Source organism: Posidoniimonas polymericola (assembly GCF_007859935.1).
Taxonomy (GTDB): Bacteria; Planctomycetota; Planctomycetia; order Pirellulales; family Lacipirellulaceae; genus Posidoniimonas; species Posidoniimonas polymericola.
In genome coordinates this window covers 179,734-202,796 of the sequence record NZ_SJPO01000008.1, presented here as the reverse complement: position 1 = coordinate 202,796, position 23,063 = coordinate 179,734, and the positions used below count along the sequence as shown (strand labels likewise).

Sequence of the window (23,063 nt, the reverse complement as noted above, 5' to 3'; positions counted from 1 at the left end):
GGTGAAGCAACGGGCCCTGCCCGGCCCGCTCGCCTCAAAACGTCCTCGGGCAGTACTGGGGAGAGATCGATGTTCACGTTCAATGCGGTTCGCCTACTAGAGGTGGGGTTCATGGGGGGCTTGCTGGCGTTGGTCGGCGCAGCGAGCGGAACGGGTGCGGTGATTGTAACCGCGTCGCCGGAGGGGCCGGACGTAGTGGTCGCCGGCGGCGGAACGCTGAACCTTGGGGACGGCCTCTTTACCCCGCAGCTCTTCGGCGCCGGTGGGGGCATCCTGCCGGCGGGTGAGATTGTGATCGGGCCCCCAGCCACTGTTGGGGTCGATGGGTACGTTCTGAATGACTTCCGCGGACCGCTGTCGTTCGGCGTAGCCGGCGTCGGACCCAGCTTCTTCCCGCTGGCGCCAACCAGCGGATCGGGCGACACGTTCGGCGTCGAGTTCGGCGGGCTCAATTTCGGGTTCGGCGGCCTGGTGATAACGCCGCTCGGGTATACGCCAGGAACGCCGCTCGTTGGTTCGTCGACTTACGCGGGCAGGACCCTGTCGTCGCTAGGCTTGGCCCCGGGTGAGTACCGCTGGTCGTGGGGCTCGGGCGGCGGTGCCGACTCGTTCACGCTGCGGATCGTGCCCGCACCGTCGGCGGCCGCCTTACTGGTGATTGGGATGGGAGGCGGCCTCTTGGTGCGTACCGACAGGTCCATTAAGAGGGTTGGCGTAGGTTGACTTCCTCGCGGGCGGGATGCTCGGACAACCGCACACGCGCCCTGACGCGGCCTTTCCCCCCTCGTTTGGCCGCCAGAGAGCAGCAAGTGGCCGCCGGCGCCCTCGCATGATAAACTGGAAGACGCCAAAACGGGGGCACATCGCGTCGCGCCTCGCCTAACTCCTGAATTCCTCTTAGAGTCGAACTAATACCACGAACCCGCGTTGCCCTACCCTCGCGCCCGCTAGCCGGGATCGCTGAGGATTAGGCGAGGCGGGTTTTTTCGTGCCTGCTCTTCCCTACTCGCCTCCCAATGCCTCGACGCTGCTTTGATTCCACTGCCATGAATACCGCCGCTCGCGTCCTCGCCTTGCTGATGTTCGCTGTCGCCGTGCCCGCGCCCGCACAGCACCAAACCAGCACGTTCTCGCCGGTGCAGGTTGGCTCAGATCTGCCGTACGGAGTAGACCTTCGCAAAGTAACGCTCGGGTCCGCCGCCCTCCCTTCGCTGCACTCATATGCGGCCGCGGAGTACGACGGTAAGTGGGTGTTGCTCTCCGGCCGCACCAACGGACTACACGGCTTCAGCCAGATGGCGGCCCAGAACTTTCCGACCGCCGACCGCAACTTCGACGTGTGGGTAATCGACCCGGTGGCCGGCGAGTCGTGGAGCCGCTCGCTGCACCCGGACGACCAGCAGAACTCCGGGCTGACCGCGACCCAGGCCATCTCGATCGGCACGACCAACAACCAGTTTGTGCAGCTCGGCGACCGGCTCTACCTGACCGGCGGCTACACCTTTGGCGATGGCCAAAACGGAACGGCGTCGACGCTCACTGCGCTCGACCTGCCCGGCCTAGTCGGCTGGGTGCAGGGCGGCCAGGGCACGGCCGCCGACCACATCCGTCAGGCGAGCGACCCGCTGTTCCAGGTCACCGGCGGCGCGATGTACGAGATGAACGACAAGATCCACCTGGTGTTCGGCCAGAACTTCTTCGGCGGCTACCAGCCCGGACGCAACGGCGACTACACCGAGCAGGTCCGCAGCTTCGAGATCGTCGACGACGGGGTCAACCTGTCGTTCGCCAACGCGACCTCGACCACCCCGAACCCCGACTTCCACCGCCGCGACCTCAACGTGTACCCAGTACTTAAGCCCGACGGCGCGGGCGGCATCGAGGAGGGGCTCACCGCGTTGTCGGGCGTCTTCACCGCCGCCAACGGCGTGTGGACCGTGCCCGTCGAGATCGACGCCCTGGGGCAGCCGTCGATGGCGAACCCCAATGCCGAGGGCGTGTTCCAGCAGGCGATGAACCAGTACCACTCCGCCAAGCTCGGCATGTACTCGGGCGACACCGGCGAGATGCACGAGCTGTTGTTCGGCGGCATCACTGTGAACCAGTACGACTACGACAACGAGGACTTCGTCCGCGACGACGGCGCCCCCAACACCAGCCAGATCACGAGCGTCGTGGTGGACGAGAACGGCGATTACTCGCAGCACCTACTGGGCGCCTTCCCGTACCTGGACGACGGCGCAGGCAGCTACTGGCGGCTTGGCGCCAACGCTGAGTTCATGGTCGCGCCCGGCGTCCCGCGGTTCGACAACGGCGTGATCGACTTCGACGCCCTCCCGGCTGGCGACAACGTGGTGGGCTACATCTTCGGCGGCCTGGCCGCCAATGCCGACCACGTCCGCAACAACCCCAGCGCGATCTCCGTGGCCTCGGACATGTTGTTCGAGGTGACGATCCGAGTTGCGCCGAGGGCCGTGCCAGAGCCGTCGAGCCTGGCGGGTGTGCTGCTGGGGTCGGCCTTGGCGTGGGGTGGTTGGCGCCGCATACGCCGCTAGCGGATCGAAATCGTTGTTGCCTCGCCCGCCGCCAGCGGGACGACGCGGCCGCCCCAGCGGAATTCGCCCGGCACGCCTTCCGGGAGGGAGATCGTCCCCTCGCACGCCTGGGCCGCGTGGTCGAACCTAAGCTGGCCAGTGATTTCCCCCTTCGGGTGCGGCAGACAGACGCTCATCTCGTCGAGCGTGCCTGGCTGTGGAGCCACCAACACCGACGCGAAGCCCGGAGCCGCCGGTCGCACCCCAAACAGCGACGCCCGGGCGTGGAACAGCGGGTGGCTGCCCCACGCGTGGCAGTCAGAGCGGGTCGGCTCCGGGCTCTCGATTGGCGTCTTCAGTCCGTTAAGTCGCAGCTCTTTCCACAAACTCCACCGCGATAGAATCTCATCCCCGCGGCCGTGCTGGGCGAGCACCTCGAACAGGTAGTACGAAAAGTAAATGGAGCACTGCTTCAAGTCCGACGCCTGAAGCATCGCGCCGAGACACTCCTCTTCGCGGCCCTCTGGCAGGATGCCGCTCAGCAAGGCCAGGCACTGGGCGTGCTCGCTGAAGTTGGCATGGCCGCGGTCGTCGGCCAACAGCTGGCGGTCGGCCACCCAGAATTGCTCGACGATGGATTCGGCGAGTCGGTCGGCCCATCCGCGGTAGCGATTGGCGATGGCGGCCTCACCGTACGCCTCCTCGACCTCGGCGGCCTGCTGCAACGCCAGCAGCAGGTGCAGGTTCACCACGCTCGACTTGCCTTCCTTCGCGCCGGGCGGGTTGCCATTTCCCCAGCCGTTGACCCAGTCGACAAACGGCCAGCCCGGCAGCGGGCCGAGCAGGCCATCGTCTTCCAGCCGCAGCAGAAAGTGGTCGATTGTCCCCCGCGTAGCGGCCAATCGCTGGCGGACCCACGCCGGGTCGTCCCGCCAGTAGGCGAAGTCGCGGACCATGCCGACCCAGATCAACGCGAAGGTCGGCGAGAGCTGCGGCGTCCGGCTGGGGTAGTGCTCGGCGACAATGCCCCACAAGTCGGTCGACCACTCGAAGAGCTCGATCGCCCGCTTCGGCAGCCGGGTGTCGGCGGTCATGGCGTAGGTGGTGAGCAGCTCGACGCGGGTGTCGCCGACGTACATCAGCTGCTCGTAGTAGGGGCAGTCCATGTAGGTCTCGTGGGCGCAGACCTGCATGCCGCGGACCATCAGCCCTTGAGAGAGGTTGAGCTCGTCGTCGGACGACTCAAATCGGCCCTCATCTTCGAGCGGGTAGCGGGTCTGCAGCAGGTCGAGTCGCTTGATGGTGAGCGGCTCGGCAGCGGTCTGCACCGTGACCAGCAAGTATCGTCCGGACCGCCACCACCAGGTCTGAAGCTCTTCTTCACGGCCGCTGGCAATAAACGTGTCGGCCACGCCGTGGAACGCCTTGCCGTTGACCTCGTCGCGGTTCCCCTTGTTCCGGATGGCGGCGCCGTTGGCGTCGGTCTCGTAGAGCGACTCGGCCCACGCAACCCGCACCGAAGAATCCTTGCCACCGGCCAGCGTCACCCGCGGGTAGGCCGTGCAGTAGTCCCCCAGGTCGAACAGCACCCGGACCGCGGTGTCTGCGGGCACAGTGATCTCTGATTCCCCGGCAGCCACCGCCTTCCAAGCGTCGCGGTCAGGAGCGTCCCGATGCTCGTCGGTGACGATGAGCGGCCCGGCCGGCTTCCCGTTGTCGACAGCGCGGACCTGATGCAGTGAACGCGGCTCGAGCTGCTGGTCCGGCAGCGGCGAGGGATGGAGCCGCCAACCGGTCCGCATCAGTCCGTACGCGTTACCGCCGAGCGGCGGTAAGATCACAGCCAGCGGAACCTCGGCGTCGCGGCGACTCCGACGCGCATCGATTGTCTGCTGCCGGCCTACGAAGTCGGGCCCCGGCCCCGGCGCAAACGACCAGCCCTCCACGCGGCGCGCACGCCAGCGACCGGCGCCGGTGCTCAGGACCTCGGCGAGCTGGCCCTCGGCGGCAAACAAGAATCCGCCGCGGTGGGTAGTCTGGGCGCACGGGGCGTCGTCGCCGATCCAGGCGACCGTGGCGGTGAGCTTGTGCTCGCCGGCCGGCAGACTAAGTCGGTAGGTCGCGAACGACCAGTGGGCCACATCCGATCGGTCGGGGCCGACCGACAGGAGCCTTCCATCAAGGAACAACTCGTATCGCTGGTCGGCCGTGACATGCACCGTCACCTCCGTATCCTCGCCGACGGAGAACGTGTTCTCGAACTCGAGCACCAGCTCTTCATCGACGCCCACGCCCTCGGCCCAGACCCATGCGGCCTGCTCGATGGCGTACTGCCGGTAGATATTGCGGTCGAGCGGCGCGCTGGTGGGCGGCGTCACGATGCGCTGGGGGCGGGGCTCATCGCCGGGGGCGTCGGGCGCTGCCAACGCGATGAGGACAGACAAATAGACGGGAAGCAAGCAGCGGGGAGCCATGGCTGTCGGATTGGTTCGTAGAGCGAGATACTACCGCCAGAGCGGCTAGGTCGATTCTCCCCTGCCGGCGCGCCGCTCGCAACTCTCGGCATCGACCGCTCAGGAGGCGTCCGCGGCTGTGGTAAGATGAGATGGGCGGCACACAGGGGTACGCCTCGCGGCGCATTGTTGACTTGAATTCATGATCGGTGCATAGTGGCGACGTCTCGCGCCGCCACCGACAAGACCTAGCTGATCCCGCCCGCTGACCCGGGCGGAGTCGCGTTGGACGCAGGCCGCGATAGACCACGGCGCCCAGAGTGCCAATGAGCAAAAGAATTGCCCCCGAGCGGAGACTCCCGATGCTGCGTATTCAGTTGCTAGCCGCGCTGCTGCTTGCGAGCACGTGCCCGCCCGCCGTTCTGGCGGAAGAGCCGGTGACGGTTCAGATGCTGTCTTACTACCAATCTGGAAGCGAGGTGGGCGGGGTTTGCCAGCCGGTGGAAATCTGGTTTGACCGGACCCCCGGCAGGGCGTTTCGACTTGCCTTCATCGAAGACGAGATCGATGGCTACGGCGAGATGTGGCGGGCCGCCGCCTGGCAGGCCGCGTTGGTGGCCGCCGACCTTTCGGGACGTGAACGGCGTCCGACTGTTCTTCCAACGCAGCGGACGCGTCGACGGGCCTAGCGCCGGAGCGTTAACCACCATTGGGGTGCTCGCGGCCCTGCGCGGAGACACCGTGCTGCCCGATGTCGCCATGACCGGGACGATCAATCCGGACGGCACCATCGGGCCGGTCGGCGGCGTGCCCCACAAGATCGACGGCGCCGCCGAAGCGGGCATGCGGCTGGTCCTGATTCCCTACGGCATGCGGAACGACCACGACCTGGCGGCCGACCGCGACGTCGACCTGTTCCAACGCGCCGCCGACCGCGGCGTTGAACTCCGCGCTGTGGGCGACATCTACGAAGCCTACCGGCTGGCGACCGGTCAGCAGCTGCCGCGGCCCGCCCCGGCGCCGGCGCCGACCCTGGCCAATGCCAACTACCAGCAGGCCAAGATCATCGCCGCCAAGTGGCGCACCAAGTTCCGCGACGAAGCCGGCAAGTACGCCCAGGTCCCGGACGAGTACAAGTCCGACTACACCGACGATGTCATGGAGGGCGCCCGCGAGTGGGACGGGGAGGTCGATGAGCATTTCAACCAAGGGCTCGCGCCGCCGGCGTTGGTCAGCGCGATCGCGGGCGCCAGCGATGCGGCGCTGGCCAACGAGGTCGCCCGCACGATCTGGGTCGATGAGAAACGGGGACGCAAGGCGGCGACCGAGTACGCCGAACGCTTCGCGCAGGCCCCAATGAAACGCCGTATCGCGATCGACCGGTTAAAGAACTACTCGCCGCGCACCCTCGGCGCGCTCGGCACCTCGATCTACGGCTACATGAGCCTCACCGAGGGGATTACCTACGAGCGGCTGGCGGACCTGCTGCTGAGCGGAGAGCTCAAGAAGCCCATCCTCACCGAGTTGACCGAGGAGGACGATGCGGAGCTCGAGCGGATCCTCGAGGCGGTCTACTTCATGCAGATGGCCAGGCAGTGCTATGAGTATGTCGAGGACGTGCTCGAGTTGGCGGGCTACATCGAGGGCCTGGCTACCCCGGAGTCGATGCCGCTCAAGGCGACCGCCGACTTCTTCCGTCGCGCCTCGCAGGCCAACCTCAATCAGTTTGAGAAGATGGTCGTGGAGCAGGCCGCCCAGGGAGCGGGCGTCACCTTCAGCCGAGCCCAGGACGCCATGCTCAGCAAGGACGAAGACTACCTGCTGGCGTGGGCCGCCCGCAAGTTTTCTCGGGCAGAGATGTTCAAGGAGTTCGAGGGCGACAACCTCTTGCTAGCCAGGCTGGCGTTGTCCATCCGCACCTACACGATCTCCTCGATGCTGATTGCGAAGTATTATTCGCTGGGCGTGGAGCTGGACGAGGACGGCTGGATTTCCAACGTCAAGCGCGACGCCCCACTCAAGTACATGGTCGACTTCGCCGAGGACCAAACGCGGCGGAACATCCAGATGCTCCGCAACGCCGGGGTCGACCCGTCCGACGTCGTGTTCGATTACATCTCAGCCGGTGCTATGGGCAGCGGCGACGAGGTGGACCAGCTCGATTCGCTCAACTGGTACTGGGAGTGCAATACGGTCGCGCGGACCATTGCCTACCTGGGCGGGTTCGCTACCGAACCGCCCGCCGAATAGACGGCCGGCCCTTTGGTGCGGCGCTCGATAGCGTCAGTCCATCTTGCGGTCCGGCCGGTAGCCCTTGCCCGGAGCCCGGCGGGACTCCTTCCGCTTGCCCTTTTTCTTCTTGTCCCCGGCGCCGGCCGCCTTGGCGTGCACGTACTCGCCGCGGAACCGACGGTTGGCGTCCTTGCGGCGGGCCTTGAAGGCCTCCGGCGGCGGGTTCTCGGGGATCAACGCGTCGCACCCGGCGCCGATCAGGTCTTCGCGGCCGGCGGCGAGCAGGGCCTTGCGGACCTCGAAGTAATTGGCCGGCTTGAAGAACTGCATCAGCGCCCGCTGCATCTTGCGGTCGTTCAGCTTGCGGGCGACGTGCACCGGCTTCTTGGTGAACGGGTCGATGCCGGTGTAGTACATCGCCGTGGCGACGTCGAACGGTGCGGGGATGAAGTCCTGCACCTGGTCAGGTCGGTAGCCGGTCCGCTTGAGGAACACGGCCAGGTCGATCATGGCGTCGAGATCGCTGCCGGGGTGGCTGGCGATAAAGTACGGCACGATGTGCTGCTTCTTGCCCGCCTTCTTCGACTCCTTCTTGAACACCTCGGTGAACTTCTCGAAGTCGCCGTTGCTCGGCTTCCGCATCTTGTTGAGCACGTTCGGGTCGGTGTGCTCGGGCGCGACCTTCAGCAGCCCACCCACGTGGTGGCGGACCAGGTCCCGCATGTACTTCGGCGAGAGCCGCGCCAGGTCCATCCGGATGCCGCTCGCCACCAGGACCTTCTTGATGCCCGGCGTCTCGCGGGCCTCCTTCATGACCTCGATCAGCGGGCCGTGGTCCGTGCCGAGCAGCTTGCAGACCGTGGGGTGGACGCACGATTGCCGCCGGCAGACCGCCTCGACCTCGGGCTTCGAGCACCGCATCTCGTACATGTTGGCCGTCGGGCCGCCGATGTCGCTGACGACTCCCTTAAACTCGGGCGAGGCCGACATCCGCTGCACCTCGCCGACGATCGACTCCTTGCTCCGCGACTGGATGATGCGGCCCTGGTGGGTGGTGATCGAGCAGAACGTGCAGCCGCCGAAGCAGCCACGCATGATTGTGACCGAGTCCTTGATCATGTCGAACGCGGGGACCGACTCGGTGTAGCGGGGGTGCGGCAGCCGGGTATAGGGCAGGCCGTACAGCCGGTCCATCACCTCCTGCGAGACCGGCAGCGGCGGCGCGTTGGCCACCACCGCCTGGCGGTCGTGGAACTGGACCAGCCGCCGCGCGTTGTAGGGGTTGGTCTCATTGTGGATCATCTTGGTCGCCTCGGCGAAGGCCGGCTTGTCGTCGCGGACCTCCTCGAAGCTGGGGATCACCAACGCGTCTTCGGGCGGGGTCTCGGAGGCTCCGAGCGCGTACGCAACGCCGCGCATGTCGCGCAGGTCGGCGACCGTTTCGCCCTCGTCCAGCCGCCTCGCAATCTCGACGATGCTGTCCTCACCCATCCCGTAGACCAGCAGGTCGGCCTTGCAGTCGAGCAATATCGAGCGGCGGACCTTCTCGCTCCAGTAGTCGTAGTGCGCCAGCCGCCGGAGCGACGCCTCGACGCCGCCGGCGATCACCGGCACGCCCTTGTAGGCCTCGCGGGCGCGCTGGCAGTAGGCCAGCGTCGCGCGGTCGGGCCGCAGGCCGATGCGGCCGCCGGGCGAGTAGGCGTCGCTGTTGCGGACCTTCCGGTTGGCCGTGTAGTGGTTGATCATCGAGTCCATGTTGCCGCCGCTGATCGCAAAGAACAGCCGCGGCCGACCAAACGTCTTCCACGCCTCGCAGCTCTGCCAGTCGGGCTGGCTGACGATGCCGACCCGGTAGCCGGCCGCCTCGAGCACGCGGCCTAACAGGGCCATCGCGAAGCTCGGGTGGTCGACGTACGCGTCGCCGGTGATGAACACGATGTCGACCTCGTCCCAGCCGCGGGCGCGCATCTCCTCGACGCTCATCGGCAGGGGCTGCGGCGGGGCGCCGTTGTGGGGCAGGACCGGCAGGGAGGCCAGCGCGTCAGCCGTTTGGCCCGGCGCCGGGGGATTGTTGAGAATGGGGAGCTGCATGTCGCGATTATACGCAGGCGTCGCGCGAACCGACCAGGACGGTGCGGCAACTCTGCGGCGGGGCCGGGCGCCGACGGTCTTCTCCCGCCGGTCAGTGCGACTACGTGGGTGATCGCTTGCCGGCCACATGCGGATTGACGCGACCAAGGCGGAGTGGCGTTGGACCCTAGCGGCGGACCCTAGCAGCGGGCCGATCCAACCCCACGCCGACGCTGGCAAACGCATCCCCATGCCGCCAGGCTAGCCATCAAAGCCGCCGCCATCGGCTCGGGCGCCGAGCTGGTAACTGCCGGCGTGAAGTGGTCACGCCACAGCGTGTAGTCGGCGGCGTCGACACGGCCGTCGTAGTTGGCGTCGGCGCCATCGCCGATGTGGTCGACCACGGCGCCGTACTGGCTCAACCACTCGTCGAGGTCGGCGGCGTCGACGGCGCCGTCGCGGTTCAAGTCGCCCGGCAGGACGCGGGTTAGCGTAAGCAGTCCGGCGGGGTCAAAGTAATCACGGCGGAAGCTGTTTCCCGTGGCCGATAGGTCGAACTCAAACGCGCGGCCATCGACGTATGTGCCGCTCAGCAAACCCTGCCGCTCGGTCCACAGCAGCGACTCGCCCGGCTCGAGCCCTGCGATTGGCGTCCCGTCGAGGAGAAACTCGGCGGCGACGATCTCGAGTTCGGCGCCGGCCAGTAGGTCGAGCTCGTAAAGTAGCTCACCGCCGGCGACAACGCCGGAGGAACCCGCGTCGATTTCGATGCCCGAGGTGCGGGCGGTTCCAGAGAACTCGATGCTCGAGCCGCTTTCAACGTAGATCGGGAAACCGCGGCCCCCGATGCTCACCTGACCCCCAGCGATACGCGCGTGGGATCCGTCACGGAGGTAGGTGTAGCCAACCGCCCCGTCGGACGACACTTCGAGACTGCTCTGCGAGAGTGTCGCCATGTTCACTTCGCCCGTTCCGCCGACTCGCACCGAACTCCCTTGCAGCGTGGTGGTCGTGCCTACGCTGCCCTGATCGACCTCCAGGTCTGCGTCGTGCAGCGTCAGGTCGTTGCCGACGGAGCCGGCGCCGGTGACATGGATCGAAGATCCAGGCAAGGCGTTGAAACTGTCGGTTACGACGCCGCCGTCCACGACGACCATCACCTCCCCGGCCCGCAGTCCAGCCAGCGACACTATCTGGTCGACGACGATGGGTTCGGTCTGAGCCGCTGGAAGCTCGGCAGGCAGAAGGGCCACGCTTGACGGGGCAATGGCGTCGCCCAGCAGGTCCGACAGGATGAACGGCGATCCGTCGGCGAGCACGCCGGTGAACACGGCGCCGGCCGGAACCTCAATCGTCGCCGGCTCTTCCTCGTTGAGCGACACCGGTTGCCCGTCGACGACGAATTCGCCTCCTCGAAGCAGGAGCGTCCCGCCACCGCTGGTAACGAGTGGGCCGTCGAACATTCCTCCGGAGATGTCGAGTTCTCCCCCGCCGAGGAACAAGTCGGGCCAGCGAGCTTCGAGCGTGCCGCCGGTCATCTCCGCCGCGGCGCCCGCAGCGATCTGTAGCCCACTCAGACTGCCGCCAACGAGCTCAAGCCGACCGCCGGATTTCACCTTGGCGCCACTGACTCGACCGTCCCCATCAATGACTAGGGTGCTGCCGGCGAACACGTCGATCCGATCGACGCTGCCGCCGGTGGCGTGGACCTGGGTCCCGAGCATCGCGTCGAACCCGTACTCGACCACGCCGCCGGAGATGTTGATCTCGGCGCCGATCGCCTTGCCGCCGTAGCGGAGCTTGCCGCCTGGGAGCACATTGAGCGTGCTTCCATGGCCGGCGACCACATTGAAACGAGACGTGGCGCCGTCGTCGACGTTCAGTGTCTGACCGGCGCGGAGACCAAGCGGCGCGTCGCCGAGCGACGCCGTAAAGACGCCCGGCGTCGCGGGCAGCGGCTCGGCGGCCTCCAATCGCAGCTCCGATAACGTGTCGCCGTCCTCGGTGGTAAAAGCGAACGGAGTGCCGTCGGCCAGCACGCCCGACAGCAGAGCACCAGTCGGCAGGGTCGTTGTTAATTGGCTGCCCGGCCCGGCGAGTCCGGTAACCGGCACGCCATCGATCTGGAATTCAGCGCCAGCGAGCGTCGCCGCCACACCGGGCTCCAGCGTTACGCTGTCGCCGAAGGTGCCGCCACTCAGGCGGACCTCGCTCTGGCCGCGGGCGATCAGCCCGCCGCGGACCTCGCCCCCTGAGAAGTGCGCCGTCGCGTCCAGTATCTCGAGGCCGCTTTCGAATTCCCCACCGCTGGCGTTGAGCGAGGAGCCGGGCAGGGCGTCGAATCCCCAGGCGATCGACCCGCCGGCCATGTTCAGTTCTCCCTCGAGGTTGTAGTACGAGTAGATGCGTCCGCCGGAGAGGTTGACGACGCTGCCGAGCCGGGAAACGAAGCCGGTGTGAATCAGACCACCGCTCATATTGATGACGCTGTTGTCCCGCGCCTCGAACGATGGTCCGATGTACCCATCGCTGAAGTTGAGCACTGCCGGTTCTACCTCCTGCGTTGCGGGGGCGCCAATCACGGCGAAATCGTGCGAGATAATGCCCCCACTCACGTCGACGGTGGTCCCGTAGGACGCCGAGAGCTGATTGACGCGACCTCCGGTCAAGACGAAGGACGAACCATGCTGGAGGTTCAACAAGCCGAACACTTCTCCGCCCGACATATTCAACTGGGCGCCGGAGTAGAGGTACAGGGAGCTGCCCACCGACCCCGCTGCCAGATTGAGGGTCGACTCGCCGCGAAACTCGGCGAAGCCGCCGATGCTGCCACCCAGGACGTTCACTTCGATATTGCTGTCGCTGCTGAACTTTCCCGCGTCAAATTGATTGCCCAGCGCGCCGCCAACTAGCACGTTGACTTGGGTGTCGCTGCCAATCATGGAAGGCGGCGCGTCAGGTGGCAGGTTCCAGACGGTCGTAAAGTTGCTAGGGTCCGACTGAGCGTCCGCTGCAACTGCGGCGGATACCACCACGAAGCACACCATTGAGGACAAGCACGCACGCATCGGGCATTCCGTTAGTCACTGGAGCTTAAAGAGACCCTGCCAGTGTACTGCCAACCGCAGACGGCTGTCCAATTACAGCGAACGACGCGTCTGTGCCTGGCCCCTTGCCACTCCACGCATCTCAGGAGGCCCGGCCGACGTTTATTCGAACTCCAGGCCCTCGACCTCCCGCGCCCGCCGCCACTTGGGCGACTTCGACGACCACACGCGGCAGTTCGGCTTGAGCAGGCCCTGGCGGCCATGCACCTTGAGCTCGTCGAACGTCAGAGGGCCAACCTTGGCTTCTTCGCCGATGTAGTGCCAGCTGACCGCCGAGGGTTTCGGCTTCTTGGCCGCCTGCTTGTTCTCTTGCTCTTGCTGCCTGCGGTCGAGGGCCGCCTGCACGTCGGGCGGCAGGCCGGCCATGATGATCGTCGAGGCCGATAGGTCCTCGAACAATCCCTTCACGCGGTGCGCGCCGACCCACTCCCCATCGGGACCTTTGCGGACCGAGTCGTCGGGCGTGACCTGGTGGCTGCGGGCCATCTCCAACAGCTGCTTGGAGGTGAACGGGCCCAGCTCGGCCCCCATCAACCGACAGTACCACTCGGTGGCCATGATACGCCTCGCGCGAAGAGAAGAGAGAAGAGGAGGAGCCCGCCATCATCGCAACGTCAAGAATCTTACGCCGATTGCAGCCCCAACACCAGCAGAAGACGCCGCGATGTCAGGCCAACTCAGAATGCCTGGTGGGACGCCGCCCCGCGATGCACCGGGGAGCATTTTTCCTGCAATCACGTCCGTTTGCTTTCCCCGCACGCGATTATCTGGGCATAATAGAAGATCCTTATCAGACAGCGGGCAGCGTCGGAGGCTCTTCACTTCCCGACAGTGTCGAACGTTTCTACCTCCCGCGTAACCGGCTTGCGTGCCTCGGCAGCTGCCCTCGGGCAGCGACTGCAAGCGAAGATGGATAGCGTCAAGGATCCACCATGAATCGGCAGACCCCTAAGAATCCCCGCCGGCGTTCGCTGGCGAAGCGACGGCTCCGCGGGGGCGAGCGTCTGGAGGAACGCCGGCTGTTGGCGGTCGTGATTAACGAGATCCACTACGACCCTGACGTCGCCACGGAGCAGGTTGAGTTCCTGGAACTGCACAACACGGGAGCCGAGACGGTCGACTTGGCCGGGTGGCGGATCGACGACGCCGTGGACTACACGTTCCCCGCCGGCGCCGAGATCCCCGCCGGCGGGTTCGTGGTGGTCACGCAGAACGCCAACGAATTCAACGGCAAGTTTGGATTCGCGCCACTGGGCGAGTGGGAGCAGGGCGACCGCTTGAGCAACGAGGGCGAAAAGATCGAGCTGCTGGACGCGGCCGGCGTGCTGGTCGACGAGGTCACCTACCGGCCGGGCTTCCCGTGGCCGACCGTCGGCGAGGTCGGCAACTCGCTCGAGCTCATCAACCCGGCGCTCGACAACGACTTAGCGGGCAGCTGGCGTTCCTCGGGCCTGTCGTCGAGCGCACACGCGGGCGAATCGCTGGTGCAAACCGGCAGCGTGTGGCGTTACCGCAAAGGAGTAGGGTCCAACCCGCCGGCCAATTCGAACACGCCGGCTACAGACTGGCGGAGTTCCGATTTCAACGAGCTGAACGACGCGGTGGCGTGGCAAGACGGGGCCGCCACGCTCGGCTACGGTGACGGCGACGACGCCACGGTGCTGTCCGACATGCGGTTCAACTACAGCTCGATCTACGCCCGGCGCACCTTTACGCTCGACGCGAATCTGCCCGACGCGCTGGAGCTGCGTGTGTACGTCGACGACGGCGCCATCGTGTACCTGAACGGCGCAGAGGTCGGCCGGTTCAACGTTTCGGCTGGCGCCAAAAACCACGACAGCACCTCCGGATCCAACCACGAGGCCGAGTGGGAAACCCTGCAGATCGCCAACGCATCGAGCCTGCTCACCGCCGGCGAGAACACGGTGGCGGTCCACGCGCTCAACGGGACACTCGACAGCAGCGACTTCTCGTTCAACCTAGAACTGAGCGTGCCCGACGCCACGGTGGGGCTCCCCACGCCCGGCGCCGTGAACTCGGTGCGGTCGACCAACGCGGCGCCGCAGCTGCGGCAGCTCTCGCTCTCCAACCCGCAGCCCGGTTCTGGCGAGGAGGTAGTGGTCACGATCAAGGCGACCGACCCGGACGGCGTGCAGCAGCTTTACCTCGAGTACCAGACGGTCGACCCTGGCGCCTACATCCGCCTCACCGACCCCGGGTACGACACCGGCTGGACGTCCCTCGCCATGAACGACGACGGCGTGCTGGGGGACGCCGTCGCCGGCGACGACGTCTACTCGGTGACCCTGCCCGCCAGCCTGCAGGTCCACCGCCGGCTGGTGCGGTACCGAATCACCGCCGAGGATGCGCTCGGCGCCAGCGTCACCGCGCCCTACGCCGACGACCCGCAGCCGAACTTTGCGTACTTCGTCTACGACGGCGTGCCCGACTACACGGCGTCGTTGCGACCGGGGTTCGAGCCGAGTGTGGTCTACAGCGGCGACGCGCTCGACGACATCGCCACCTACCACCTGATCGCCAACGCGACGGACGTCACCAACAGCCAGTACAACGGGCAGTACAACGAGGTGCTGTTCCGCGGCACCCTGGTCTACGACGGCGTGGTCTACGACCACGTCGAGTTCCGCAACCGCGGCGTCGCGTCGACCTACCAGGTCGGAAAGAACAAGTGGAAGATCGAGTTCCTCAATGGTCACCACCTGCAGGCGCGGGACAACTACGGCGCGCCATTCGGCGAGACCTGGGACGAGATCAACGTGCTGCCGGGGACCAACCCCTGGTGGCGCAACGACATCTCGACCGAGGGGACCGTGCTCTCCGAGGCTGCCGCGTTCAAGCTCTACGACTTGGCCGGCGCGCCCTCGCCGTACACCACGTACTTCAACTTCCGGGTGATCGACGGCGCGTCCGAAACCGGCGGCGACCAGTACAGCGGCGACTTCTGGGGCCTGTACGTCGGTATCGAGCAGCCCGACGGCAGCTTCCTCGACGAACGCGGCCTGGAAGACGGCAACGTCTACAACATGCACAGCAGCGTGTTCGGCGCGACCAACCAACGCCACCAGGGCTCTGAGTCGGTCACCGACCGGTCGGACCTCGCGGCGTTCATGTCCGGGATCGACGGCGGGTTCGAAACCCTCCAGTGGTGGGAAGAGAACCTCAACTGGGACGTCTACTTCGCGTGGAACATCGTCAACCACCTAGTCAACAACTCAGACATCCGCCCCAACGAGAACGTCAACTACTACCGCGATCAGGTCAGTGGTCAGTGGTACGTCATCCCCTGGGATCTCGACCTCACGTTCGAGGACGCGCCGCACCTGGGCAATCCAGTGACCAACCGCGAGAACATCCGCTCGCTGCTCTCGCAGCACCCGGAGGCGGCCCTAGCGTACGAGAACCGGCTGCGTGAGGTCACCGACTTGCTGCTCAACAACGGCGACGCCGCGCTGGTGATCGAGGAGCTCGCCAACGTGCTGGCGCCCGGCGGCGATCAGACCATTGTCGACGCTAACCAGGCGATGTGGGACTTCCACCCCCGCAAAGTAAAGAAGGGCATCTGGTACGAGAACTTCAACCCGCAACTGCTCCAGAGCGAGACCTTCGCCGGCCTGGTCGACTACATGCAGGACTTCGTTAGCCCCGGCGGCTACGGCTACAACCTCGTCCAGTCACGCGGTTCGGAGTCCGGCGTCCCCAACAAACCCTCGATAAGTTACGTGGGGGCCGCCCAATTCCCTGTCGATCAACTGGTGTTTGAAGCATCCGCCTTCAGCGACCCTCAGGGCGCCGGTTCGTTTGCCGCGATGGAGTGGCGGGCAGCCGAGGTGCGCAGCTCGCAGACCGCCGGCTACACCTCGGGCACGCCCTTCCTCTACGAGCTGAACAGCGTTTGGGAGTCGGGCACGCAGACCACGTTCACCAGCCAGCAAATGGCGCCGGCCGACGCGTTCGAGCCGGGCGCCACGTACCGGACGCGGGTCCGCATGCAGGACGCCGACGGGCACTGGAGCCACTGGTCCGACCCCATCGAGTTCGTCGCCGGCGCCGCCGCGCTCAACCCCACGGTAGCGGTCACGGAGGTCCACTACCACCCCAGCGCCGGGGTGGTCGCCGACGAGAGCGACCTCGAGTTTATCGAACTGCTCAACACCGGCGTTTCGGCCACCGACTTGTCGGGCGTGCAGATCGTCGACTTCGCGTCCGAGCCGTATGTGATCGACTCCGGCGTGATGCTCGCGCCGGGCGAGCGGCTGATTGTCGCCCGCACTCCGGAGGTGTTCACCGCGGTCTACGGCGAGGGCCTGAACGTAGCTTCCACTGGCTTCGGAGACCGCAACCTCGGCAACGGCGGCGACACCGTGACGCTCCTTACCGCCCAGGGGGTCGCCATCCTCTCGTTCACCTACGACGACTCTGCCCCGTGGCCCACGGCCGCTGACGGAGACGGGGCCTCGCTGGAGATTGTTGACCCGCTGGGCGACCCCAACGACCCCGCAAACTGGCGCGCCAGCGCCGTGGCCGGCGGGTCCCCGGGCGCAGCCGGCCTGGCCGTGCCGGCGCTGGCAGGCGACTACGACAACGACGGTGATGTCGACCGCGGCGACTACGACACCTGGCGCAGCCAGTACGGTCTTACGCTGTTAACACCAGGCGCCGGGTCCGACGGCAACGCCGATGGGGTGGTCAACGCGGCCGACTACGCAATGTGGCGTGACTACGAGGCCGCGGCCCTCGCGGCAGCGTCCGTCACGGGGGATATCGACAACGAACCTGTCGCCCTGGCTTCGCCGCTGGATGCCAAGGATTGGAGGCCGGCTTCCTCAGACTACATTGCCGCGCTGGCGCCTCTGTCGGAGCCAGCCGCCGCGTTCTCGGTGGCCTCGGACCAGACCGCGATCCAACCGGCGACCGAGTCGTCGTTGTCGAACCAGCGGGCGCAACAACTCACCCAACAAGTGAGCAGTGAGCGCCGCACGCGTCCGCAGCAATCGCCGTCGACGCTCCGTGGCGGCGCGGTGATTGACTCTGAGGAGCTCGGGCGCGACCAGTACTTCAGCGAGATCGGCCTGATGGATTCGTCGCGTCCCGCGGTCGGGCCAAGCCGCCCGCTGAGGACCCCCTGGCGAGGCGTCTGATCAGTCGATCTGCCGCAGCTGCAGCGAGTCAATCACCTGCCCCTCGGCCAGCGCGTTGGTGATCACGACCAGCCAGGTACCGGCGTCGCACCACTGCTTGCGTTTGAGGTAGACCAGCGCGTCCTGGATGGTCTTCTCCGGGTCGTCCGAGAACGGCATCAGGAACGGCTCGACGCCCCACGGCAGCATCAGCTGGCGGAAGATGTCCTCGCGGTCGGTGAACGCGTAGATCGGAACGCCCCGCGGACGCAGCGCGCCGAGCACATACGCCAGGAAGCCGCTGCGGGTAAACACCACGATCCCCGAGTTGCCCAGGTCCTGCGCCAGCGTGGCGGCCGAGCGGAGCATCTTGGCTTTCGGTTCGCGGAGCTTGATCGCCGAGTTCAGCTTGTAGTCGACCGACGGCTCGATGCTCGCGATGACTTTGTTGAAGACCTCGATCGACTCGAGCGGGTAGGCGCCGGTGGTGGTCTCGCCGGAGAGCATGATCGCGTCGGCCTGCTCTCGGATGGCGTTGGAGATGTCGGAGATTTCCGCCCGGGTCGGCATTGGCGAGTTGATCATCGACTCGAGCAGGTGCGTGGCGATGATCACCGGTCGGCCCTCGGCCTGGCACGCCTTGACCAGCTCGGTCTGCACCAGCGGCAGCTGCGGGTACTCGATCTCGATGCCGAGGTCGCCGCGGGCGACCATGATCGCGTCGGACTCCTTGATAATCTCGACCATGTTGCGGACGCCGGCCTGCTCCTCAATCTTCGACACGATCCGCGCGGTGGACCCGAGGTCGGTGAGGTGCCGGCGGAGCTCCTCGACGTCGCCCGCCGCACGGACGAACGACAACGCCACGAGGTCGATGCCGGCCTCAACGCCGGCGGCCAGGTCCTCGTGGTCCTTCAGCGTCAGCGAAGGCAGGTGCACGTGCACGCCCGGCAGGTTGATGTGCCGTCGCGATCCGAGCACGCCGGGCGTCATGACCTCGCAGCGGATGTGGTTGGCGCCCTTCTCCACCACGCAGAGCCGCAGCAGGCCGCTGTCGACCAACACGAACTGGCCCTCCTCGACCTCGTTCGGCAGGCCCTTGTAGTTGACCGAGACGCGCAGCACGTCGCCGGGCGGGCGCTGGTCGTGGGTGGTGCAGAGCTCGAGCTGGTCGCCCCGCTTCAGCTCCACAGCGCCGTCGACGTCGCCGGTGCGGATCTCGGGGCCCTTGATGTCGATCATCACCGCGACATGCCGGTCGAGCTTGTCGGAGACCTCGCGGATCCGCTTGACGATGTTGATCACCCACTCCCGCGACGCGTGGGCCATGTTGAGCCGCAGGATGTCGACGCCCGCGTCGATCAGCTTCTCGAGCATCTCGGGCGACTCGGTCGCGGGGCCGAGGGTCGCGATGATTTTGGTGTGGCGGTAGGACCGGGGAGGTTGCATCGGCAGGGCGGGGGTGGAGGGGCAGTGAGGAACCCACCAGGGGGGAGCATTTCTCGTTCCCACCTTCGCGGTAATGTGCCCGCCTGGCAAGCCCAGCCCCTCAAGGCCGCAGGAATCGCCGCCGGAAACCGACTTGCCGCACTTCGTAGCGCCCCGCCCCGGCCCTGGGGGGGCGGCGGCCCACCGGCGGCGGGCTGCCCGAGAATGCGCTCGGGCGCCCAACAATTAGTCAGGGCACGGCCGGTGATTCAGGCCTCGGCCCGCCGCGCTAGGCTCGGCGCCGCACCGCCGCCAACCCCGCGACCAGCAGCAGCACCGCAGAATGCGGCTCCGGGGCGGCGGTCGCCCCAGAAGCAGACCCGGCGCCAATGCCGTAGCTGGCGGCCCACAGCTCGTAGTCGCTGTCGCCGATGGCGCCCCCGTCGCCGTTGCCGCCGAGCAGGTCGCCCTCGAGCTGGCCGAAGTTATCACGCCACAGGGTGTAGTCGCCGGCGTCGACCACGCCGTCGCCGCTGAAGTCGCCCGACTGGCCGCCCGTGCCCGGGTCGCTGGCGTGGATCTCAAGGTTGCGGAACAAGACGACCTCGCTGCCGCCGTCGGTCTGGGCGCTGAACCGGATGCTCAGCGAGGAGCCGACCCCAGAGAGCGGCGCCGTGAGCGTGGTGAAATTGTTGCTGAGCTGCACCCCAGCAAGGAACAGCGGGTCGGCAAGCGCACGGACCGAGCCGTCTTCGAGCGTGTAGTCGACGTCCGGCAGTTCGTCGTCGACGAAGCTCTCGAACACCGGTGCGAACTGGCCGCCATCGAACGCCGCCTCAACGAGGAACGTGTCGGCCCCGCTGCCGGTGGCCTCGAAGTCGCCCATCGCGGCGAAGCTCATCGACAGGTACAAACCACTCGAGTTGAGCGACGTGTCGAAAGTCCAAACCGCCGACAAGGGGTCGTTGTTTGGGTTGTCGTTGTTGTTGGTGTCCACCACGCCAAAGAACGGGTCGTTGTCGGCGGCCTTGATGGCGCCGAATGAGTCGCCGCCGCCGCTGGAAGAGTCGTCCAGGAAGTTGGCCGGCGCGGTCGCACGAGACTCCACGCCGAAGACGTCGGTGTCCGCGGTGAACTCGAGCGAGAACGGGTTGGCTGCGTACGGCTCAACGCCCAACGGCAGCGGGCCGAAGCCAAAGCCGATCAGGTTCTGATTAGCGCCCGCCCCAACAGCCGAGCCGACCACCTGGCCGTACACGCTGGGCAGTGACAAGCAGACGACAGCAAACAGCGTGGACAGAAGACGCGACATGGTGCGTTCCCGGGGATTCTACAGGGGCGCCTGAACAGACCAACGCCCTAAGCATACCCAGCCACGCTGCGGATTGCCACAACGACAAGAAGAAATTCCCCCACGCCGGGCCGCTAAACCCGCGAATCGAACACCCGCACCTGGGCCCAGGTTTCTTTATTGGTCTCGATGAACTTGAGGTGCCGCGGGTGCTGCTGGTAGACGTCGTGGGCCGCGCGGTCCTCGAACACGACGTGCAGCGCGACGTCGAATTGGTCGTCGTTGACGGGGCGGTCGAACTCGGGCGCGCGCTCGCCGGCGCTGAAGTACACGACGCCGTCGTGCCCGGCGAGGTGCTCGTGGCACGAGGCGACCAGCGTCCCCACGGCGCTAGGCGAGCGGTCCTTGAGCGTAAAGAAAACCATGTGGGCGACACTCTGGCTGGCCGGGTCTAGCACTTCGGTAGCTCCGCAACGGGTAAAGAGATAAGTGGCAGAAGAATGGTGAAAGGGGTCGTTAACACGGCGGCCGAACACCGCCCCCGATCACTCCGCGTCGCGCGGCGAGGTGGTGGTTGGCGCCGGCGGGGCGATCTCAAGCGCCGCGCCGATCGGCGGCAGGGCGCCCTGGGCGGGCGGGCCGATCAGGGCGGTGATCTCGTCCTCGTCGAGCTCCTCCTTCTCCAGCAGGCCGTTGGTGAGGGTCTCGAGCTTGTCGCGGTTCTCGGTCAGCAGCGAGCGGGCGCGGTCGGCGGCGTTGTGCAGGATCTTCGAGACCTCCTCGTCAATCACCTGGGCGGTGTGCTCGCTGAAGTGCCGCTGGTCCTGCACGATCTCGCGGCCGAGGAACGGGTTCTCCTCGCCGGTGGAATACGCGACCGGGCCGAGCCGTTCGCTCATCCCCCAGTGCGTCACCATCCGGCGCGCGAGCGAGGTGGCCCGCTTGAGGTCGCTCTCGGCGCCTGCGCTGAATTCGTCGTAGATGATCTTCTCGGCCGCGCGGCCGGCGAGCGCCATCGCCAGGGTCGCCTGCATCCGCGACTGCGGCATGTTGTGGCGGTCCTCGTCGGGCGTGAGCTGCGTGACGCCGAGCGCCCGGCCGCGGGGGATCACGGTCACCTTGTGCACGCGGTCGCACTCGGGCAGCATCCAGGCCACCAGCGTGTGGCCTGCCTCGTGGTAGGCGGTCTGCTTCTTCTCTTCCTCGGTAAGCAGCTCCTCGCGGTTGGCGCCCATCATAATCTTGTCGCGGGAGTACTCGAAGTCCTCCATCTCGACAAACTTTTTGTCGTGCCGGGTCGCCCACAGGGCGGCCTCGTTCGCCAGGTTCTGGATGTCGGCGCCGGTCATGCCAACGGTCGCGCGGGCCAGGCGGTCGAAGTTGACGTCCTCGGACAGCGGGATCTGGCGGGTGTGGACCTCGAACAGCTGCTTGCGGCCCTCGAGCGTCGGGCGGTCGACCGTCACGTGGCGGTCGAAGCGGCCGGGCCGCAGCAGCGCCGGGTCGAGCACGTCGGGCCGGTTTGTGGCGGCGATGACGATGACGGTTTCGCTCGGAGTGAAGCCGTCCATCTCGCTGAGGATCTGGTTGAGGGTCTGCTCGCGCTCGTCGTGGCCACCGCCCAGGCCGGCGCCACGCTGGCGGCCGACGGCGTCGATCTCGTCGATGAACAGGATCGCCGGCGCATTGCGTTTGGCGGTCTTGAACATGTCGCGGACCCGGCTGGCGCCGACGCCCACAAACATCTGGATGAACTCGGAACCGTTGATGGAGAAGAACGGCACGCCCGCCTCGCCAGCCACGGCCTTGGCGAGCAGCGTCTTGCCGGTGCCGGGGGGGCCGTTCATCAGCACGCCCTTGGGCACCCTGGCGCCGAGCTTCTGAAACTTCTCGGGCTCGCGGAGGAACTCGACGATCTCCTTCAGGTCGCGTTTAACGCCCTTCAGGCCCGCGACGTCGTCGAAGGTGACCTTCGGGCCGCCCTCGGGGCTGTACCGCTTGGCGGGGCTCTTGGTGACGCTCCCCAGCATGCCGCCGCCCATCATCTGGTCGCGGGCGCGACGCATGAACGAGAACATCAGCACCACCATGCCGATCAGCAGCAGGAACCAGATGAACGTCATCAGGCTGCTAAGGGGGAACTCCTGGGCGTTGGATACCTCCGCGCCGCTGGCGACCAGCTTGTCCTTAAGCTCTTTTTCCTCGAACTGATTGTTGCCGAGGACCACAAAGAACTGCTTGCCGAGCTGCCGCGGCTCCTGCCCCGCCGCGGCGATGTTCGGGGCCGTCTCCGGCGAATCGGCGTCCGACGCGTCGGGACTGGCGTCGTCCCCCGCGGCCGGGGCGGGCTGCTCGGTCGAATCGGCGGGCGTTTCTGGTTCGCCGTCTGGCGTTGGTTCGGTCGCTTCGTCTGGCGCCCGATCGCCGCCGGGCTCCGCTCCCTGCTCTTCGCTGGCTGCGGGCTTACCCACGTTCGCCGAGCTGGCTTGGGGATAGATCTTTGGAGCCTTAACAAACTCGCCGCTCATCTGACCGCCGGCAAAAACGGCCGACTCGATGTTGCGGTCCTCGATCTGTGAAAGCAGGTAGGAGTAGCTGATCTCGTCCGGCCGCTCGCCGAACTGCGACACCAGCAGCAGGCCCACCAGCAGCAGCAGCGGCAGCATGGTCCAGCTGAACGACGCCACCGGCCGTTTGCGGGGCGGCTTGTCCGGCTTCTGATTGGAGGGCGTGGCCGGCGGTTTGGGGGAGGACTCGTTGTCGGCCATGCTGGGTCGGCGAGGTTTGATGTCGCGTCCCGCTGCCAAAGG

The 23,063-nt window shown here is 66.6% G+C and carries 13 protein-coding genes; 5 read left to right on the top strand and 8 right to left on the bottom strand.

The features are described from left to right. The first annotated feature begins 69 nt into the window (after positions 1–69). Together Pla123a_RS16835 and Pla123a_RS16830 are read left to right on the top strand one after the other, a co-directional pair. Positions 70–723, top strand: coding sequence for a hypothetical protein (locus Pla123a_RS16835; protein WP_146589078.1), 654 nt, complete (start codon positions 70–72; stop codon positions 721–723). 323 nt (positions 724–1,046) lie between these two features. Further along, on the top strand, positions 1,047–2,555 hold the full coding sequence (locus Pla123a_RS16830) for a PEP-CTERM sorting domain-containing protein (RefSeq protein ID WP_197528058.1): 1,509 nt from the start codon (positions 1,047–1,049) through the stop codon (positions 2,553–2,555). Here Pla123a_RS16830 and Pla123a_RS16825 read toward each other — a convergent pair. Beyond that, the gene (locus tag Pla123a_RS16825) at positions 2,552–5,008 is read right to left on the bottom strand and encodes an alpha-L-rhamnosidase-related protein (protein ID WP_146589074.1); all 2,457 of its coding nucleotides are present in this window, start codon (positions 5,006–5,008) and stop codon (positions 2,552–2,554) included. The genes Pla123a_RS16830 and Pla123a_RS16825 overlap by 4 nt on opposite strands. A 341-nt stretch (positions 5,009–5,349) precedes the next feature. Between Pla123a_RS16825 and Pla123a_RS24705 the strand changes: the two genes are divergently transcribed. Both Pla123a_RS24705 and Pla123a_RS16820 read left to right on the top strand, forming a co-directional pair. Next, positions 5,350–5,676 (top strand): hypothetical protein, encoded by a 327-nt coding sequence (locus Pla123a_RS24705; protein ID WP_197528057.1) that lies wholly within the window; start codon positions 5,350–5,352, stop codon positions 5,674–5,676. Beyond that, positions 5,624–7,237 (top strand): S16 family serine protease, encoded by a 1,614-nt coding sequence (locus tag Pla123a_RS16820; RefSeq protein ID WP_197528056.1) that lies wholly within the window; start codon positions 5,624–5,626, stop codon positions 7,235–7,237. Before Pla123a_RS24705 ends, Pla123a_RS16820 begins: the two co-directional genes overlap by 53 nt. A 33-nt stretch (positions 7,238–7,270) precedes the next feature. Here the strand turns inward: Pla123a_RS16820 and Pla123a_RS16815 are convergent, their stop codons facing one another. From Pla123a_RS16815 to Pla123a_RS16805, 3 genes are all read right to left on the bottom strand, one after another. Continuing rightward, complete coding sequence (locus Pla123a_RS16815) at positions 7,271–9,310, bottom strand: YgiQ family radical SAM protein (protein WP_146589070.1); 2,040 nt, start codon at positions 9,308–9,310, stop codon at positions 7,271–7,273. Positions 9,311–9,489: 179 nt separating this feature from the next. Then, complete coding sequence (locus Pla123a_RS16810; protein WP_146589068.1) at positions 9,490–12,231, bottom strand: dockerin type I repeat-containing protein; 2,742 nt, start codon at positions 12,229–12,231, stop codon at positions 9,490–9,492. 267 nt (positions 12,232–12,498) lie between these two features. Further along, the gene (locus Pla123a_RS16805) at positions 12,499–12,954 is read right to left on the bottom strand and encodes a DUF4339 domain-containing protein (protein ID WP_146589067.1); all 456 of its coding nucleotides are present in this window, start codon (positions 12,952–12,954) and stop codon (positions 12,499–12,501) included. A gap of 374 nt (positions 12,955–13,328) precedes the next feature. Here Pla123a_RS16805 and Pla123a_RS16800 point away from each other — a divergent pair, with 374 nt between their 5' ends. Then, complete coding sequence (locus Pla123a_RS16800) at positions 13,329–17,555, top strand: lamin tail domain-containing protein (protein WP_146589065.1); 4,227 nt, start codon at positions 13,329–13,331, stop codon at positions 17,553–17,555. Here the strand turns inward: Pla123a_RS16800 and pyk are convergent, their stop codons facing one another. The 4 genes from pyk to ftsH all read right to left on the bottom strand — a co-directional run bounded on the left by pyk (position 17,556) and on the right by ftsH (position 23,021). Further along, on the bottom strand, positions 17,556–18,983 hold the full coding sequence (gene pyk / locus Pla123a_RS16795) for a pyruvate kinase (RefSeq protein WP_146589063.1): 1,428 nt from the start codon (positions 18,981–18,983) through the stop codon (positions 17,556–17,558). Positions 18,984–19,251: 268 nt separating this feature from the next. After that, on the bottom strand, positions 19,252–20,274 hold the full coding sequence (locus tag Pla123a_RS16790; RefSeq protein ID WP_146589061.1) for a hypothetical protein: 1,023 nt from the start codon (positions 20,272–20,274) through the stop codon (positions 19,252–19,254). A 113-nt stretch (positions 20,275–20,387) separates the two neighbouring features. Next, positions 20,388–20,711: a Dabb family protein gene (locus Pla123a_RS16785; RefSeq protein ID WP_391542652.1), complete on the bottom strand. Its 324-nt coding sequence runs from the start codon at positions 20,709–20,711 to the stop codon at positions 20,388–20,390. A gap of 87 nt (positions 20,712–20,798) precedes the next feature. Then, a complete protein-coding gene (ftsH, locus tag Pla123a_RS16780) occupies positions 20,799–23,021 on the bottom strand; it encodes an ATP-dependent zinc metalloprotease FtsH (protein ID WP_231956520.1) in 2,223 nt (740 codons plus the stop codon). Positions 23,022–23,063: the final 42 nt, after the last annotated feature.

Bases quoted from the DNA above. Each gene is read 5' to 3' on its own strand.
- Pla123a_RS16835 (WP_146589078.1), top strand. From the start codon at position 70: ATGTTCACGTTCAATGCGGTTCGCCTACTAGAGGTGGGGTTCATGGGG.
- Pla123a_RS16830 (WP_197528058.1), top strand. From the start codon at position 1,047: ATGAATACCGCCGCTCGCGTCCTCGCCTTGCTGATGTTCGCTGTCGCC.
- Pla123a_RS16825 (WP_146589074.1), bottom strand. From the start codon at position 5,008: ATGGCTCCCCGCTGCTTGCTTCCCGTCTATTTGTCTGTCCTCATCGCG.
- Pla123a_RS24705 (WP_197528057.1), top strand. From the start codon at position 5,350: ATGCTGCGTATTCAGTTGCTAGCCGCGCTGCTGCTTGCGAGCACGTGC.
- Pla123a_RS16815 (WP_146589070.1), bottom strand. From the start codon at position 9,310: ATGCAGCTCCCCATTCTCAACAATCCCCCGGCGCCGGGCCAAACGGCT.
- Pla123a_RS16810 (WP_146589068.1), bottom strand. From the start codon at position 12,231: ATGATTGGCAGCGACACCCAAGTCAACGTGCTAGTTGGCGGCGCGCTG.
- Pla123a_RS16805 (WP_146589067.1), bottom strand. From the start codon at position 12,954: ATGGCCACCGAGTGGTACTGTCGGTTGATGGGGGCCGAGCTGGGCCCG.
- Pla123a_RS16800 (WP_146589065.1), top strand. From the start codon at position 13,329: ATGAATCGGCAGACCCCTAAGAATCCCCGCCGGCGTTCGCTGGCGAAG.
- pyk (WP_146589063.1), bottom strand. From the start codon at position 18,983: ATGCAACCTCCCCGGTCCTACCGCCACACCAAAATCATCGCGACCCTC.
- Pla123a_RS16790 (WP_146589061.1), bottom strand. From the start codon at position 20,274: ATGTCGCGTCTTCTGTCCACGCTGTTTGCTGTCGTCTGCTTGTCACTG.
- ftsH (WP_231956520.1), bottom strand. From the start codon at position 23,021: ATGGCCGACAACGAGTCCTCCCCCAAACCGCCGGCCACGCCCTCCAAT.